The sequence below is a fragment of the Amycolatopsis sp. 195334CR genome (assembly GCF_017309385.1).
In the GTDB taxonomy this organism is placed as follows: Bacteria; Actinomycetota; Actinomycetes; order Mycobacteriales; family Pseudonocardiaceae; genus Amycolatopsis.
In genome coordinates this window covers 925077-939989 of record NZ_JAFJMJ010000001.1, presented here as the reverse complement: position 1 = coordinate 939989, position 14913 = coordinate 925077, and the positions used below count along the sequence as shown (strand labels likewise).

The 14913-nt window shown below is 67.6% G+C and carries 14 protein-coding genes and 1 pseudogene; 5 read left to right on the top strand and 10 right to left on the bottom strand.

All coding sequences use genetic code 11. The features are described from left to right. Window positions 1-231 precede the first annotated feature (231 nt). The gene (locus JYK18_RS04720; protein ID WP_206800934.1) at window positions 232-720 is read left to right on the top strand and encodes a DUF2690 domain-containing protein; all 489 of its coding nucleotides are present in this window, start codon (window positions 232-234) and stop codon (window positions 718-720) included. A gap of 624 nt (window positions 721-1344) precedes the next feature. On the opposite strand, the gene JYK18_RS04715 is transcribed toward JYK18_RS04720, so the two are convergent. After that, a complete protein-coding gene (locus tag JYK18_RS04715; protein WP_206800933.1) occupies window positions 1345-2697 on the bottom strand; it encodes a hypothetical protein in 1353 nt (450 codons plus the stop codon). 500 nt (window positions 2698-3197) lie between these two features. Between JYK18_RS04715 and JYK18_RS04710 the strand changes: the two genes are divergently transcribed. Further along, window positions 3198-4205 (top strand): TauD/TfdA family dioxygenase, encoded by a 1008-nt coding sequence (locus tag JYK18_RS04710; protein WP_206800932.1) that lies wholly within the window; start codon window positions 3198-3200, stop codon window positions 4203-4205. Window positions 4206-4395: 190 nt separating this feature from the next. Here the strand turns inward: JYK18_RS04710 and JYK18_RS04705 are convergent. Further along, window positions 4396-4695 (bottom strand): annotated as a pseudogene (locus tag JYK18_RS04705) (transposase); the annotation flags it as partial. Between the two features lie 80 nt (window positions 4696-4775). Here JYK18_RS04705 and JYK18_RS04700 point away from each other — a divergent pair. Then, a complete protein-coding gene (locus JYK18_RS04700; RefSeq protein WP_206804022.1) occupies window positions 4776-6281 on the top strand; it encodes an ISL3 family transposase in 1506 nt (501 codons plus the stop codon). A 338-nt stretch (window positions 6282-6619) separates the two neighbouring features. Here the strand turns inward: JYK18_RS04700 and JYK18_RS04695 are convergent, their stop codons facing one another. The 5 genes from JYK18_RS04695 to JYK18_RS46480 all read right to left on the bottom strand — a co-directional run bounded on the left by JYK18_RS04695 (window position 6620) and on the right by JYK18_RS46480 (window position 10005). Continuing rightward, a complete protein-coding gene (locus tag JYK18_RS04695; RefSeq protein WP_307795778.1) occupies window positions 6620-7411 on the bottom strand; it encodes an aldo/keto reductase in 792 nt (263 codons plus the stop codon). Between the two features lie 19 nt (window positions 7412-7430). After that, the gene (locus tag JYK18_RS04690) at window positions 7431-8000 is read right to left on the bottom strand and encodes a hypothetical protein (protein WP_206800931.1); all 570 of its coding nucleotides are present in this window, start codon (window positions 7998-8000) and stop codon (window positions 7431-7433) included. Beyond that, a complete protein-coding gene (locus JYK18_RS04685) occupies window positions 7994-8593 on the bottom strand; it encodes a 3'-5' exonuclease (protein WP_206800930.1) in 600 nt (199 codons plus the stop codon). The genes JYK18_RS04690 and JYK18_RS04685 overlap by 7 nt, the downstream gene beginning before the upstream one ends. 8 nt (window positions 8594-8601) lie before the next feature. Next, window positions 8602-9735 carry a radical SAM protein gene (locus tag JYK18_RS04680; protein ID WP_206800929.1) on the bottom strand — a complete coding sequence of 378 codons (1134 nt, stop codon included), beginning with the start codon at window positions 9733-9735 and terminating at the stop codon, window positions 8602-8604. Window positions 9736-9873: 138 nt separating this feature from the next. After that, entirely contained in the window at window positions 9874-10005 is a 132-nt protein-coding gene (locus tag JYK18_RS46480; RefSeq protein ID WP_242578956.1) for a nucleoside-diphosphate kinase, read from the bottom strand. Between JYK18_RS46480 and JYK18_RS04675 the strand changes: the two genes are divergently transcribed. Together JYK18_RS04675 and JYK18_RS04670 are read left to right on the top strand one after the other, a co-directional pair. Further along, on the top strand, window positions 9988-11214 hold the full coding sequence (locus tag JYK18_RS04675) for a hypothetical protein (protein WP_206800928.1): 1227 nt from the start codon (window positions 9988-9990) through the stop codon (window positions 11212-11214). The two genes, JYK18_RS46480 and JYK18_RS04675, sit on opposite strands and share 18 nt — an antisense overlap. Window positions 11215-11227: 13 nt before the next feature. Then, window positions 11228-11710, top strand: coding sequence for a hypothetical protein (locus tag JYK18_RS04670; protein ID WP_206800927.1), 483 nt, complete (start codon window positions 11228-11230; stop codon window positions 11708-11710). A gap of 1298 nt (window positions 11711-13008) precedes the next feature. On the opposite strand, the gene JYK18_RS04665 is transcribed toward JYK18_RS04670, so the two are convergent. The 3 genes from JYK18_RS04665 to JYK18_RS04655 all read right to left on the bottom strand — a co-directional run bounded on the left by JYK18_RS04665 (window position 13009) and on the right by JYK18_RS04655 (window position 14857). Next, complete coding sequence (locus JYK18_RS04665) at window positions 13009-13458, bottom strand: DUF6283 family protein (RefSeq protein ID WP_206800926.1); 450 nt, start codon at window positions 13456-13458, stop codon at window positions 13009-13011. Window positions 13459-13838: 380 nt separating this feature from the next. Next, window positions 13839-14366, bottom strand: coding sequence for a hypothetical protein (locus tag JYK18_RS04660; protein WP_206800925.1), 528 nt, complete (start codon window positions 14364-14366; stop codon window positions 13839-13841). Window positions 14367-14542: 176 nt separating this feature from the next. Further along, window positions 14543-14857 carry a hypothetical protein gene (locus JYK18_RS04655; RefSeq protein ID WP_206800924.1) on the bottom strand — a complete coding sequence of 105 codons (315 nt, stop codon included), beginning with the start codon at window positions 14855-14857 and terminating at the stop codon, window positions 14543-14545. Between the last annotated feature and the right edge of the window lie 56 nt (window positions 14858-14913).

Sequence of the window (14913 nt, the reverse complement as noted above, 5' to 3'; positions counted from 1 at the left end):
GGCTCGGCCTGCATCGCCCGTGTTCCGCCCTCCTTCCATCGGCGGCTCACCTCCACCCAAAACCTAGCGGTCGCGACCGCGCTGTCATGACGGCCGAACGGCTGTCACCAGTTCCGCACCCTGCGGTGACCGCCGATCGGCCGTCATGACGAGACAGGAGAAGAGGGCGGACGCTGATTCAAGACCGGCGTGGCACCCGGCCAGCCGACGACAGAGGAAGTGAGCGGTCTGTTGAAGAAGCCGATCAGGAAACGGCGGGGATGGTACCGTCTCGTCGCTGCTCTTGCTGCCGTGGTGGCGGCCGTGACACTGACCTCGACGGCCGCGCAGGCCGAGGGGGTGAGCGGCGGCAGCAACTACTATGACGGACGAGACCCCACAGCACCGCCGGCATGCAACGTCAACGCGTCGCAAATCGCCACCCGTCCGATTCTCGACCGCACTACCGGACAGCAAGTCGCATCGATTCAGATTTTCTACTCCTGGTCGTGCGGTGCCAATTGGATCCGGGTGACAGGGAATCCGTACGGCGGCAACGCGACCAAGTACATCGAGTCATCGTTGGGCGGCTGGAACAGCGAATGGGACCCCGGGTACGGCTCGAGCTACTCGATGATGGTCTACGCCCCGGGGACGGCCCAGATCAGCGGCTACGTCTACCTGTTCGAACCGGGAATCAATGAGTGGAACTGGAAGGCCGAAGGGTTCTTCTCCCTGTGACCCCCCAGGTGTGACCGGCCGGCGGCCCGGGTGTCTACACCAACCGCACCGTCGTCGACGTGCCCGGGGTGAGCTACGCCCCTGTTTCTTGACCGTGCCTCACACGGCGGTGGCCTTGGACGAGATGTCGTCCAAGGCCACCGCCGCGTTGGGCGTGTACGGGAATCGTGTGCTGCAGGAACGACGTGGGGCCAAGGTTCTGCGGTCACCTATGCACCCAGCGGGATCGCTAGACGCACGAGGGGCCCAGGCTAGTCAGCTCGGCCACTGAAATTCGGAATCCGCTGGGAGGCTGCTGAGTATGGGTACCAACGTTGCGGGCATCATGGGCGGCCAAATGGCCTTGTCCGGAGGGGCGTGCCCGTGCGGGCGAATCGGTGATGGCCTTCCAGCGCCCGAAGTCGATCGTCTGAGTGCGGTGGAGCGGCTGGGAGTGATCTGCGAGCGGCTAGCCGAGCGGTCCTGACGCTGATCTACTGCCACGCGCGAGTTTCCAGTCGGACTCGGTGCTGAAGAACTGTACGGCCTATGACGAGATCGTGCAGGCTTCGGGGCTGTCAGACCTCCTGCGCCGCGTCACCGGCAAGCCGTGCTAGGGGTCAACGATCTTGGACGCTAATTCCTCTACAGTCGTGCGCTGGTGCGGATGTCACGGGCGATGCCCAGCCACCAGCGGGCGGCTGTACGGGCAGTTGCCGGGAATCGAGTGTCATTCTGGACCAGGCGTAGTGCAGCATCGTGTTGGTGGACGCCGAGCCCGTAGACAAGACCGCGGATCGTTCGTTCAGCCTGTGACGATGAGGTTCTCTCCCATGCGGACAGATGGCTCCGTAAAGCCGCATTCCAAAAAGGACTGCGATGCCCGGCTGGCAGGTGTGCAAGTGCCCACACTGCCCCATCAGCCACGGCTGAAGGGAGTGGACCGCGCAGGGCGAGGCGTTCTACTGGGGCCCGGTGCTTGGAGAAGGCCAGGAAAGGCAGGACGCCCAGAACCGCCGTCGAGTACACCGGTGCTGCCGTGGTCGATCGCGTGGTCAGTTCTTGGGTCAGAACGTCTGCCATCGGACCGCGCAGAGGGGTGACCGCTACCATCTGAGCCGCCAGCAGGCGAACGTCGCTGACCGGGCTGTAGAGCATCTCCTCGGTGACGACGCGCAGGCCTCGTTCCAACTCGGGGTGCGGATCTTCACCCAGCGAACCCAAGGTGAGAGCGCAAATCCGTGACACCGTGGCTGCCGTGACCTGTGCCCGGGCTATCCGCCCGGTGCGCACGACCTGGTCGAGCACCTCGTCTTCGCGTAGCGCCCGATCGAGTGCCTTGCCCCGTTTAGGCAGCGAGGCTAGCGGGATCAGGCGGAGAACTTCGCTGGCTAGAGGCCGGGCGTTCAGATGCGTATCTTGATCAGATATGTGCTGAACGAGCAAATCATGCAACGCTATCAGTTCGGCACCGTCGAAATGATTGTCGCGCACCTTGCGTACGCTGGCCAGTAATGCTCCGCGTAGGGCCTGGTCGTTCGTGGGACTCGCCAGCTGGCGCGTCACATGCAGATTCGCTGCCCGGTGGCGGCTGCCGTCCATGATCGACAGTGGCTCCATGAACACTTGGTTGGTCGGATCGTTGACCAGCTCGCCGCATGCCGAGATGACGGCATGCTGGCCCCGCGGATGTCCCAGAATCCTGCTCAGGGCTTCGAACCGCTGGAACCACGCGATGCCTTCGGCGATGATCACCTCCGACAGCAGTCGCTCGGCCAGCGAGGCCCACATCCGCGATGGCAGGAAAGTCGTTGGCCGAGTGATCAACTGATAGGACAACTCGTCCCACTGAGCTCCGCTCATCTCTCCGCGGCACAGCACGGGATCGAGTAACTCGTCGAGCCGATCATCGAGTGCCTCGTCTGACCCCTGCAGGTGCCGGCGTAACTCGGGAGCTCCTAGCCGAGACCCGGCGTACCGCATGATTGCGTCGGCCACGGTGGTCAGTGCTGCAGGCCGAAGCCCCAGCATGTCCTCGTACCGGGCCAGAACAGACGCAGACGGTGGCGTGTGCCCCGTCTCCCACCGACTGACCTGGCTCGTGCTTATAGCTCCAGCATGAACCCCTCCCGGAAAAGCTGCGGCGAAACTGCGAAGTTGTCGGAATTCTTCTCGGTCGGTGTACGATCTGTTCGCACGCAGTAGCCAGGCCAGCCTGCTACGGCCAGTGAATCGCGCAGTATCGCTGGTGACACGGGAGGCTTTCCTGTCACCTTGCTGGATTGCCACGCTCCCAGCGTATGGCCTGCTGACCAGGGTCGACAGGTTCACCCAGGTGAAAACTTTCGACTATAACTGGCGAATCATGCGGCCACGCCGTTGATTGCACGGCTCGTTTAGTAATGCAACGTAGCCACCTCCCTCGGCAGCTTCAGGCGATCCTTTGCGAGCTATCCCGGCGAGAGTCAACGTCAAAGATCGATCCAGGGAGTGAAGACATGCGCACGATGCTGAAAAATTCGTCTGCGACACAAGCGCGAGCGGTGCTCAACCTGAGCCCGGCTGAACGCCAGGTCCTCCTCGACCTCGCCCGGACGGTGCGTACCGACCCGGCCACGCACCCCGAGAAGTTCTGTGCCGACGCTCGCGTGACGGCCGCCCGACTCCCTGCGCGAGTAGGGCGTGCTCTCCATGAGTTCGCGCGGTGGGGCAGCTCGACCGGCTACCTGCTACTGACCGGTCTACCGATCGGTCCGACCCCCTCAACACCGGCGGACAACACCCACCACCTCGGGGAACGGACTCTGCTGGCCCGTGCGCAGGCTCTGATCGGCGAGGCCCTTGGCCACCTCATCGGGTACGAAGCCGAGGGCTTCGGTCGCCTGTTCCAGGACATGGTCCCTGCACGGGAAGCGGCTGCCACTCAGACCAGTCTCAGTTCCTTGACTGAACTTGAGTTGCACACCGAACAGGCCTTCAGTGAACTCCGCCCCGACTACATCAGCCTCGCCTGCCTGCGAGGAGACCCCCAGGCACAGACCTACACCTTCACCGCCCGGCAGATTAGTGTGCTGGCGACAGGCGCTGATCTCCACGAACTTCGACGGACCCGCTGGATGACAGGAGTCGACGAGTCCTTCCGCGTCGGCGGCCACGAGTTCGACGCCGGCGACGTCCGCGGACCCATGCCAATCCTGTACGGAGCGGCAGATGACCCCTACATCACCCTAGATCAAGACCTCATGATCAGCACGACCCCGGCGGCGAAGGCCGCCTTCGCTGACGTCCTCGCCCTGTACCAGACGCACCGCCATTACTACAGCCTCAAACCTGGAGACCTACTCCTCATCGACAACAACAGGACAGTGCACGGCCGGTCACCGTTCCGCCCCCGATTCGATGGCTCGGACCGCTTCGTCATCCGGACCTTCATCACCAACGACCTCGCCAGATCACGCTACGCTCGAGCCGGCAACGGCCGCATCATCGCCGCTCGCTACAGCTGAGTAACGTTCCGCAATCTCGCTGGACCCACCCAGGCCATAGAGAGGCCATCCGAGCCCCCACAACACCCTGGTTGGGCTTTGTCGGGTCTATCCCGTGATCGATCACGGGATAGACCCGTCAGCAGAGCTGTCGATGGGGACTGTTCCAAGATCGGCTCTGGCCCGAATGCGGTGGTAGCGCTGGGTGGCGTTAGCCGAGCAAGATGCGGTGGCGCAGGAGGGGGAAGCCCGCGCGGCCGTACATCTGCCGCTTGATCATCTTGGTTTTGGTGTTCACTCCTTCTGTTCGTCCATTGTGGAATGGCTGAGTGACGGCGGCATTGACGGCCTCGCGGTCGAAGTCGAGTCCGCGGGTGTAGGCGTGCAGGTGGGGTAAATCCTCGGCTCGGGCCCGGTCGATCCAGCCGCTGAGACGGTCGTCGTTGCCGGTGGCCGGGGTGAGCAGAGCCGCGAAGTCACCGACGAGGCCGGCCAGCGGGCTCTGGCACGGATCCGGTGGTGACGATGCGTGTCCGATTCGGTGCTGTGCCAGGGTAAGCGCCGTGCGCTGGTGATCAACTTCTTGCGTTGGTGTTCTCGGGGTTGTCGTCCCTGGTCCTCGATGGCGTCGACGATGAGGCTGGGGTGCTCGTGGTGCGGGCATCGACGCGGCCCGGTCCTGTGGCCTGCCCGGACTGTGGGGTGGCGACGGGGCGGGTGCACGGCTATGTCGTCCGGCAGGTGGTCGATGTGCCGGTTGACGGGCGGCGGGTGCTGATAAGGCTGCGGACTCGACGGATGCGCTGCGGGCATCTCGGGTGCTTGCGGCAGACGTTCCGTGAGCAGCCCATCGGCATCGTGCAGCGATATCAGCGTCGAACTGCTCGGCTGGCCGCGCAGGTGGTGAGCGTTGCGCGGGAATTGGCCGGTCGTGCAAGCGCCCGGGTTCTGGCCGCCGTCGGTGTGGTGCTGTCGAGGCAGACCGCGCTGCGGGCGCTGCTGCAGTTGCCATTGCCGACCGGATCGGTGTCCCGGGTGATCGGGGTGGACGATTTTGCCCTGCGTAAGCGGCAACGCTACGCCACCGTGATCATCAACGCGGAAACCGCCGAGCGGGTTGACGTGTTGCCGGGCCGCAAAGCAGAGGTGCTGGAGGCCTGGCTGTGGGAACATCCCGGTGTGGAGGTGGTGTGCCGGGATGGTTCGGCCACCTATGCTCAGGCGATCCGTCGAGCCCTGCCCGACGCGGTGCAGGTTGGCGATCGCTGGCATCTGTGGCACAACCTCGCCGAGGTCGTGTTGAAGGAGGTCGCCGCGCACAGTGCCTGCTGGGGCAAGACCGGTCCGCCACTGCGCGAGGGCGCGCGAGCGGTGACTACCCGCCAACGCTGGCAACAGATCCATGACTTGCTCAAGCACGGCGTGGGGCTGCTCGAAATCGCACGTCGGCTGAACCTGGCATTGAACACAGTGAAGCGATACGCCCGCATCGATCAACCCGACCGGCTTGTTCGCGCACCGCAGTATCGGCCCACCCTCGTCGACCCATTCCGCGACTACCTTCGCAGCCGCCGCCGCGAGAACCCGGCCGTGCCCGTCCATCAGCTGCTGGCAGAGATCAAACAGCGCGGCTACACCGGAAGCCACAATCTGCTGTATCGCTACATCACCCAAGGACGAGTCGAATCCGACCGGCCAGCAATCTCTCCAAAGCGACTCGCGCGCTACCTGCTTACACGCCCGGACAAGCTCCAAGATCACCAGCGGGAACGACTCCAAGCTGCCGTGAGCGCCTGCCACGAGATGACGGCGCTGGCCGGCCTCGTCGGTGACTTCGCGGCTCTGCTCACCCCGGCCACCGGCAACGACGACCGTCTCAGCGGCTGGATCGACCGGGCCCGAGCCGAGGATTTACCCCACCTGCACGCCTACACCCGCGGACTCGACTTCGACCGCGAGGCCGTCAATGCCGCCGTCACTCAGCCATTCCACAATGGACGAACAGAAGGAGTGAACACCAAAACCAAGATGATCAAGCGGCAGATGTACGGCCGCGCGGGCTTCCCCCTCCTGCGCCACCGCATCTTGCTCGGCTAACGCCACCCAGCGCTACCACCGCATTCGGGCCAGAGCCGATCACGGGATAGACCCTGTCGATGTCCGTCAGCGCCGTCGCCAAGCCCAGACCACGCCTAAGTAGTCGTCACACGCGTGCGTGCTGTGAGGTCTCTTCGTGGCTACATCGGCGCTGTCCAGCTTGGGGCCAGAACGAACAGACCGGCACGTCGGTGTGTGTTCGCCATGCCGGGTTTGGTTCAACTACTGGGACACAGGGCCGGGCCGCGTGCTGGGCTGCCACCAGGTTGACCGACCTGGCCGCGAGCTTCGCCAGAGTGGGCGCTAGCCTGCTGTTCGGTGCCCACACGGCCACGGCCTTACTCGCGTTTCGTGTTCGTGAAGGACGCGGTGGCGGTAGCGAGTTCGGCGAGGTGGGCGCGGTTGGAGGTGCCGGGGATGAGGGCGAGGTGGTCGCCGCGGTTGAGGAGCCAGCGCAGGGCGTGCTCAACTCCATCCACGGCGAGTTTGCCGGTGTTGAGCGGCCTGTAGGGGACGTAGGTGACTCCGTTGCGGGCGCAGTGATCGACGGCGGGGTCGTCGGGTTCGTCAAGGTTGAAGGGGTTCTGCACCGCGGCGATCGGGGTGATCGCAGCGGCTTCGGTGATCTGTTCCGGTGTCACCTTGGAGAGGCCGATCTCGCCGATCTTGCCCTCGGTGTGCAGGTCGGCGAGGACACCGACTTGGTCGGCCAGCGGGATGGCGGCGTCGACTCGATGGAGGTAGCAGAGGCCGAGATGGTCGGTGCCGAGGCGGCGCAGGGAGGCCTCCGCCGCGGCGCGCAGGTAGTCCGGGCGGCCGAGGGGACACCATCGGTTTGGGCCGGGCCGGATCATGCCGACTTTGGTGGCGATCAGCAGATCGGCGGGGTAGGGCTGCAGGGTGTCGCGGATGAGTTCTTCGACGGTGTGCGGGCCGTAGGCGTCGGCAGTGTCGAGGTGGGTGATGCCCAGGTCGCTCACCGCGGTGCGCAGCACCGCGCGGGCGCGGTCGGGATCGGATGGGTCGCCCCAGGTGCCGGAGCCGGTCAGGCGCATCGTGCCCAGTCCGAGCCGGGAGACAGTCCGGCTGCCGAAGGAGATGCTTCCGCCGGGCATCGCCGCGGCGTTCACGCGGCGCTCAGCTCACGGGTCACGGCGGCCACGGTGGCGGCGACGGCCTCGCTGTGGCCGGCCCGGGGGACCGCCCGGTGTTCGATGTGGGTGTTGGCCAGGTGGAGGTGCAGGTGCTGGTCGACCAGTGCCCGGAACTTGGGGTTGGTGTAGGCGGGGTCTTGCCCGGCGGGGCGGTGAACGGGGCGTCGGGGTCGAGCACGGTGGCCAGGAGGACATGCAGGCGGTGGGTGTGCAGGCTGGCCAGGGTCTGTAGCCGGGTGAGGTCGTCGGGCTCGGGGTGTTCGCCACGCAGGGCGAGGGCGGCGGTGTAGTAGGCGAGGGCGTCGTGGGCGGTGCGGTCGATGAGGACGACGTCGGCGTCGAGTTCTGCTTCGAGCACGATCGCGGCGCCGGCGGTGATGATCCACTCGGTGGAAGTGGCGGTGTGCCGGTTCATCTTGGGGAAGCCTAGTGCGGCGGCGCGTTTGGCGAGTCCGCCAGTGCGCTGCACGGAGATTCCGGTGCTGCGCAGTTCCATTTCGATGCGGTCGGCCAGGAGGGATTTGCCGGTGGCGTGGGTGCCGGCGAGGCCGGTCTGGATCACCATAGGGTGTCTCCTTCGTGGGTGGGGGTGCCCGGTTTGCCGGGCGGGACGCCGTCGGCGATGAGGGCGTCCCAGCTGGGGTAGGTGGCGGCGATCTCGCGCAGCAGCAGCGCGGTGAGGTGGGCGTCGAAGGCGGCCCGGTGGCGCTGCCCGTCGATGCCGCTTGTGTCGATGCCGATGTGCTGGAGCAGCGCGTCGAGCGAGTACCCGTCCGCAGTGGGGAAGGCGCGGCGGGCGAGGCGGAGGGTGTCGAGCACGCCGGTGGGCTGCCAGTGGGGTAGGTGACGGCGCAGCACGGAGTACTCGGTGGCGGCGCTGTGGGCGGCGATCCATGCGGTGCCCAGCCGCGCCGCGACCTTCGGGCCGGCCTCGTCCCAGCGAGGCGCGTGGGCGACGTCGTCGTTGGTGATGCCGTGGATCCGGGTGACGAACCGGGAGATCGGCGTGACCGGCTGGATCAGCGTGCTGAACACCGCCTGCGGGTCGGGCTGGCCGTCGGCGAACGGGAGCAGCGCGACTTCGACGGCCTCGGGCGGGGTGGCGCCGTTGCCTTCGACGTCGACGACGAGCAGCCGCGGCCAGGTACCGAAATCCATGCGTTCTCCTAGACGGTGGGCCAGCCGAGGTCGGCGCGGCCGTGCCGTTTGTAGTGGTGGGGCTTGTCCCGGTCGTGGACCTGGAACCCGAAGCGGTGCTGGATCGCGTAGCGGGGTGGTTCGTCCAGGCCCGCCACCATGATTGCCCGGTCGGTCAGTTCCACCTCGCCCACCGCGCCGTAGTCGCGCGCCTGGGTGACAACCAGGTCCCTGTCGGGTGCGCGCCAGGCATTCGCGCAGCGCTGCTGTTGGGCGGCCGGGCAGATGTCGCACAGTTCCCGGATGCCGTAGTGGCCGTTGTAGTCGGCCACCCGGTGGGCGTAGGCGACCGCGCAGCTGGTCTTGCGGAACAACGCGCCCCCGGCCGCGCGGTGGTCGGTGTCTTGGCCGAAGGCGGTGAGGATGCGGTGTTCGAGGGTTTCGGGCATGATCTTGCGCCGCGCGGTGTCCTCGTAGGGTTCGGGCAGGCCGAGTTCGCGGTAGTAGTCGGCGATCTGCTGGCGGTAGAACAGGCCGGTGAACACCGTGGCGTGGGCGTGGCGGGACAGCTCGCGGGCGCGCTGGAGGTGGGCGTCGATGTCGTTGAGGCCGGGCACGATCGGGCGCCAGTAGAGCACGGTGCGGTAGCGCTCGGCGTGGGCGAACAGCGTCGTGAGGCTGGTGGCGGCGATGGAGGAGTCCACCGGTTCGATGCCGGGGTGGTCGATGCCGGAGTGGGTGACCAGGACGGTCAGGGTGATGTTGCCGAAGCTGTTGAGGACCGCGCAGTCCTCGGCGGTGACCCGCCAGCGGGTGATGACCAGGACGTGGTTGGTCAGGCCGAGAGCGTCGAGCATGCCCAGCACGGCGAAGGTGTGGGGCTTGACCACCGGCAGCATCGGATCGGTCGCGCGGTTGAACAGCTGGATCGGTGTGGTGTGGGGCCGGAAGTAGCGGTGGCTGGTCAGCAGCGCGACGGCGTCGGCGTCGGTCATCAGCCGGCGCGGGAGCTTCATCGCGAAGTTGTCGAAGACGTGGCGCACGCAGTAGCCGCAGTTCAGCGGGCAGCCGATGACGTGGTTGAGCGACAAGCCGGACTTGCGGTACTCGATCGGGTCCGCGAGCGAAGGCTCGAGCGCGGCGATGTCTGCGGCGCTCAGCATCGGTAACGATCGCGTGCGGGGCGAGGAAAGAGGCAAGGTAGGGCTCATTTCTCTTTGTCGGACAACGTAAAACCAGGTCCTGATGGACGGGTGCGTGGCGGTGGGGGTCGGTGCGGCCCGCCCGTCCGGGAGTGGTGGTCAGGGGGCGGACGCCTGCGCGGGACGCGGGGCGGTGCCGAGTAGGTGGGCGGCGCGGTGGCCGCCGAACCAGATATGCACCTCGCGCCAGGCCGCGGCGGGATCGTCGGAGGTGTGGATGAGGTTGTTCACCAGCCGGTGTTCCCGCCTGGCGGCGCGCAGGCTGTCGGCGCCGCGCTCGGCTTCGTGCCGCCCCGACGACCGGACAGCACGGTGAAACCGCCACCGACCTCGCTGGGCTCTGCAGGCTGGGAGCCGGGGCTGGTGCTGGAGCACGCGGGCCGCATCACCGATCATGACCTGGTGCCCCTGTCCCGCCGGAGCGTGCTGAGCGCGACCCTGCTCACCGGCGCCACCCTCGCCGCCGAACTGCACCCCTTCCTCCACCCCGTGCTCGTCACGCCCGACCGCCGCGGCACCGCCTTCATCGCCCCGGAACTGGACGCCGCCGAGCAGTTCGTCAGCGTGCTCCGGACCTGGCACACCACCCGCGGCACCGTCGCCCGCGCCACCGTCGCCGCGCAACTCAGCGCCCACGTGAACCGGCTGCGCGCCGCCCCGCAAGGCACTGCGGAGACCCTGCGCGGGTTCCGCATCGGCGCCGAGCTGGCCGACATCGCCGCCACCATGGCCTGGGACGCCGGCGAGCATTGCACCGCCCAGCGCTACTTCGTGCTGGCCGCCCAGCTCGCCCACACCGCCGGAGACGACGCCCTCGCCGCGGTGGCGCTCGCGTCGCTCGCGCGCCAGTGCTTCGACCTGGGACGCCCCGCGGACGGCCTCGAGGTCGTCCAGCTCGCCCAGTACGGCACCCGGCGCACCGCCACACCCCGCCTGCGAGCGGTGCTCGCCACCCGCGAAGCCTGGGCCTACGCCCAGCAAGGCGATGTCCGGGCCTTCCAGCGGGCGGTCGGCCTGGCCGAGGACTACCACGCCGACGGCACCCAGGACCGCGACGCCACCACACCGACTGCGCGCAGCCTCGACGCCGCCGAACTGGCCGGGGTGATCGGCGCCCGCTACCGGGACCTGGCCCGCTACGTCCCCCAGCACGCCCGCCGCGCCCAGGACTACATCAGCCGGGCGCTGCAGTTGCGCAACCCGGGCCGTGCGCGTAACCGCGCGTTCGACCTGATCGGGCTCGCCCGCGCGCACCTGGTCACCCGAGAACCAGGCCGGGCGGCCGAGCTGATCCAAGCGGCGGTGCCGCTGGCCAGCGCCTGGACGACCGGCCGGGTCGGGGTGAAGTTGCGCGACTTCCACCGCGAAGCCGCCCCGTTCACCAGCGTCGGCGCCGTGCGCGAGGCCCGTGAGACCATCGCTGACCTGATCGCCGCGTAGGAGAAGAACCCTGTTGCCCCGCATCGGAATCACCGGCCACTCGAACCTGACCGCCGCCACCGTGCCGCTGGTCGCCGACGGCATCCGCACCGCCCTGGCCAGGCACCCGGGCAGCGACCTGGTCGGGGTGAGCTGCCTGGCCCGCGGCGCCGACCAGGTGTTCACCCGCGTCGTGCTCGACCTCGCCGGCACGGTCGAAGTGGTGCTGCCCGCGGCCGACTACCGCGAGCGCAAGGTCAAGCCGGGCAACGCCGCCGAATTCGACGACCTGATCGGCAAGGCGGCAGCGGTGCACACCATGCCGTTCGCCGAATCGAACCGCGAGGCCTACATGGCCGCCTCCGAACACGTTCTCGACCACGTAGACGCGATGGTCGCGGTGTGGGACGGCGGGCCATCCGGTGGCCACGGCGGTACCGCTGACGTGGTCGACGCTGCTCGTGGACGCGGTCTGCCAGTCACCGTCGTCTGGCCAGACGGAGCCGAGCGCGAGTAGCCGAGGCTGCGCCCCGGTGCAGCCGCGAGAGTTGACCTGCGGCTGGTCGCGTGCAGCGGCGCTGACCGAGCCAGTGCTAACGGCTGCGCGTTCGGGCTAGAATCGCACCTGCCGCACCGCGCGGTGAGATGGGCGGAACCCGTTCACTATCGCTGTAGACCGAGTGATCCCGTTCGGATTGGGCAAATCCGCAGCGCGCTCAACCAGGACGGGATCGGACCACCCTCGCTCGCGCCGGGACGACCCGGTTCGAGACCTACGTCGTCAGTCCGCTCGCGCCGGTCCCGATGGACCACACGGGGCTGGGACCACCCCCGCTCGCGCGGGGACGACATGCCGGATCGCGAACGCCAAGCGCGTGCGCTGGGACACCCCGCTCGCGCGGCGACCACAGCGCGGGGACCACAAGCAGATAGTTTCCGTGACCGAGAACCTGGACGGGCCACCCCCGCTCGCACGGGGACCACCGGGGGTTCCAGTCGGACACTCCGGGTTCCTCGGGGCCACCCCCGCTCGCGCGGGTACCACGGCCGCGACGCCGAGCAGACCCTGGCACTCGAAGGGCCACCCCCGCTCGCGCGGCTACGACTAGCTCACGACCGGCTCCGGCGCCCGTCTGTGGGACCACCCCGCTCGCGCGGGGACGACAGATTCGCTTTGAGGTCCGATACGTACGACAGGGGACCGCCCCCGCTCGCGCGGGGGACCACGCGCGGTCCGGGCCGATGGCGGGCACGGTGCAGGGACCACCTTCGCTCGCGCGGGGATCACGTTGACGACCGCAGCGTCGAGCTGTCGGCGACGGACCACCCCCGCTCGCGCGGGGACCACCACCGTACGGCCGCGGGTGTGCGTGCCGTGCAGGGACGACCCCGCTCGCGCGGGAAGGATCGGAGCTTCGCTCCGAGCAGGTGGAGTCACTTGGGGCCATCCCCGTTTGTGCGGGGAAGACCAGAGGCAGGTCCGTGCTGAGACAAACCCCTCGACCTTCTTCTGCGCGCTCGGCCAGAGCGGACCACCTCTGCTCGCGCCCGGACCACGCGTTCACCGATCTCGCAAACCTGGCGGACGTGGAGCCACCTCCGCTTGCGCGGGGAAGACATGGAAATCCTGGTGGAGTCCAGCATCACCGGGGGAGCACCCCGTTCGTGCAGGGGCCACGCGGCGATTTTCCGCACTGTGGCGGTCCATGCCGGACTACGCCCGCTCGCGCGGGGGCCACCTGGCTGCTCCGGTAGGGCGCCGGTTGCGGATGCAACGTTGGTGGGAGGGTTGGTTCGGATTCGCGAACGCGTGGGTTAGGCCGGCTCGGTCTCGATGATGTCGCTGCGGACTCGCCGGATCTTTTCCATCGTGCGGAGAGCCTCTGAATCTGGGGTGTTGATGTCGCGTACGCCGTGTTCGGCGGCTTCTGCGCCGCTGTCGAACAGTGGGACCGGGGACTGGTAGTCCACCACGGCCTGCGCGGTTTCCGGGCTGATGTTTCCGGCAAGGACGGCCAGTCGCACGGCCAGGAGTTCGTCGCCGTCGTGGCATCCCGCCCAGCCTGCGCACATGCGCCGATGCTTGTCATCACCGTCGTTCTGATGGCACAGGAACAGGACGCGGGGCTGCTCCCCGGTCTCGGCGTCGTAGCGAGGAAGCTTCTCGTACTCGTCTGTGTGCCAGACGCCCGAGGGGACATCGCGCCGGTACGGACAGGAAGCACACGGTCGCGGGGCAGGAGGTCCGATCTGCTCGCAGTCCACGCTTATGACTCCTTGTCACGAGCGCGGCCGGTGGGCTCGCGCGCGCTTTCAGTTGCTGGCCTCGCAGTGTTCCATCGCGGCATCGATCAGGGTCGTCCGGGGTGAATGCACGGGACCAACTCTGCGGCAGTCGACCGGACCGATCGCAGGCGAGCCAGGTGCTCCTCCGCGTTGACCCGTTCCAGCACTCGCCAGGCGGTGGCGTCACTGGCCTGCGGCCCGAACAGTTTGTCCTGGTCCTGCAGCGTCCCCAGGTGGGCCAGCGCGTCCCCCGTCGGTGATCATCGCCGCCAGAGCAGCCAGAACACGCCCTGGAAGATGAACCGGCGCCCCTGAATAGTTACCGAGAAGCGCCTCCGACCAGCCAGTCTGCGGGCACCTCAGGAACTGGGCACGGATACGAAATCTCCAGCACCGTTCGAAGGCAGCGCCGCGTTGTGCAGTAGTGGGCCGTCGGTGCCGAGGATGTTGCACATGCCGAACAGAAGGCAGAACGCCGTCTCGGGCGTGGCCCAGTTCCGAGCGCGCAGTTCCTGTTCGCGCAACACGTCGACAAAGCGTGGGCTGGTGGGGTCGAGGCTAAGCAGGTCACCCTCGCGATGCTTCTGGCAGCCCTTGAGGACTCCGCAGGTGCCGATGTCGGCGGCCAGGCCACCGGCTGCGGGGGTGATGAAGCAATCGAGTGGTTGTAGGCGCACCGTGTGGATGCTGGTGGTAGAGGCGGCGTGGGGCCATAGCCCGCCGAATGAACCGGTGTAGACGACCCGGACGCCGAGTTTGTCGTAGTCGACCAACTGCCAGCCGCGTGTGCTGAACCAGTCCAGGATGTTGTCGGTGCCAGGACCGAGGGGCAGCGAATCATGTGAGTTGGGCATGTGCGCTGAGCGGCGCAGATCGGTTTGTTTCATCAGAGACGCCTCGTTGTTCGTGTGGTTCGGGCCGGTGCCGGTGGGCGATGGTCAGATACAGGTGCTCGACCTGGCTCGGCGTGTTCGTCAGTGGTGCGGGGTGTCGGTGAGCGTTTCGTCGAGATCGTCGGCGGGGTGGGCGCGAGTGGCGTGGGCGACCGGGGTGTAGGTAGCCACTACGGTTGCCTTCGTGCGGCCGTGAACCGTTGCGCAGGGGCGCGGTCGGTGCGCAGAAATATGCTGCTGACCAGGTATTCGGTGTTCTGGGAGCGGGCGTGGACGTAGGCGGAGACCGCGGGGGAGAGCCGTTCGAAAGCCTCGGAATCCTCAGCGCGGACGGCGGCGAACGGAAGCCCGACCTCCGGACCGGCTCGGCGGTCGGGATCTGAGGTCACTGTGGGCTGGTGTTGCCGCGACCTGCCGTCGGTGCTGTGGCTCCAGCAGGCCGGACATCGCTTCAGCGTCGTGGCGGCGCTGTCGGTGATGTCCACCCAGCACACCGCCCCGCATGCGGCGAACAGGACGTAACGCCCGGACCAGCCGAGCT

What these genes read in the sequence shown, in the direction of transcription:
- JYK18_RS04710 (WP_206800932.1), top strand. Translation starts at nt 3,198, where the DNA reads ATGCGCACGATGCTGAAAAATTCGTCTGCGACACAAGCGCGAGCGGTG.
- JYK18_RS04690 (WP_206800931.1), bottom strand. Translation starts at nt 8,000, where the DNA reads ATGGTGATCCAGACCGGCCTCGCCGGCACCCACGCCACCGGCAAATCC.
- JYK18_RS04685 (WP_206800930.1), bottom strand. Translation starts at nt 8,593, where the DNA reads ATGGATTTCGGTACCTGGCCGCGGCTGCTCGTCGTCGACGTCGAAGGC.
- JYK18_RS04680 (WP_206800929.1), bottom strand. Translation starts at nt 9,735, where the DNA reads ATGCTGAGCGCCGCAGACATCGCCGCGCTCGAGCCTTCGCTCGCGGAC.
- JYK18_RS04660 (WP_206800925.1), bottom strand. Translation starts at nt 14,366, where the DNA reads ATGAAACAAACCGATCTGCGCCGCTCAGCGCACATGCCCAACTCACAT.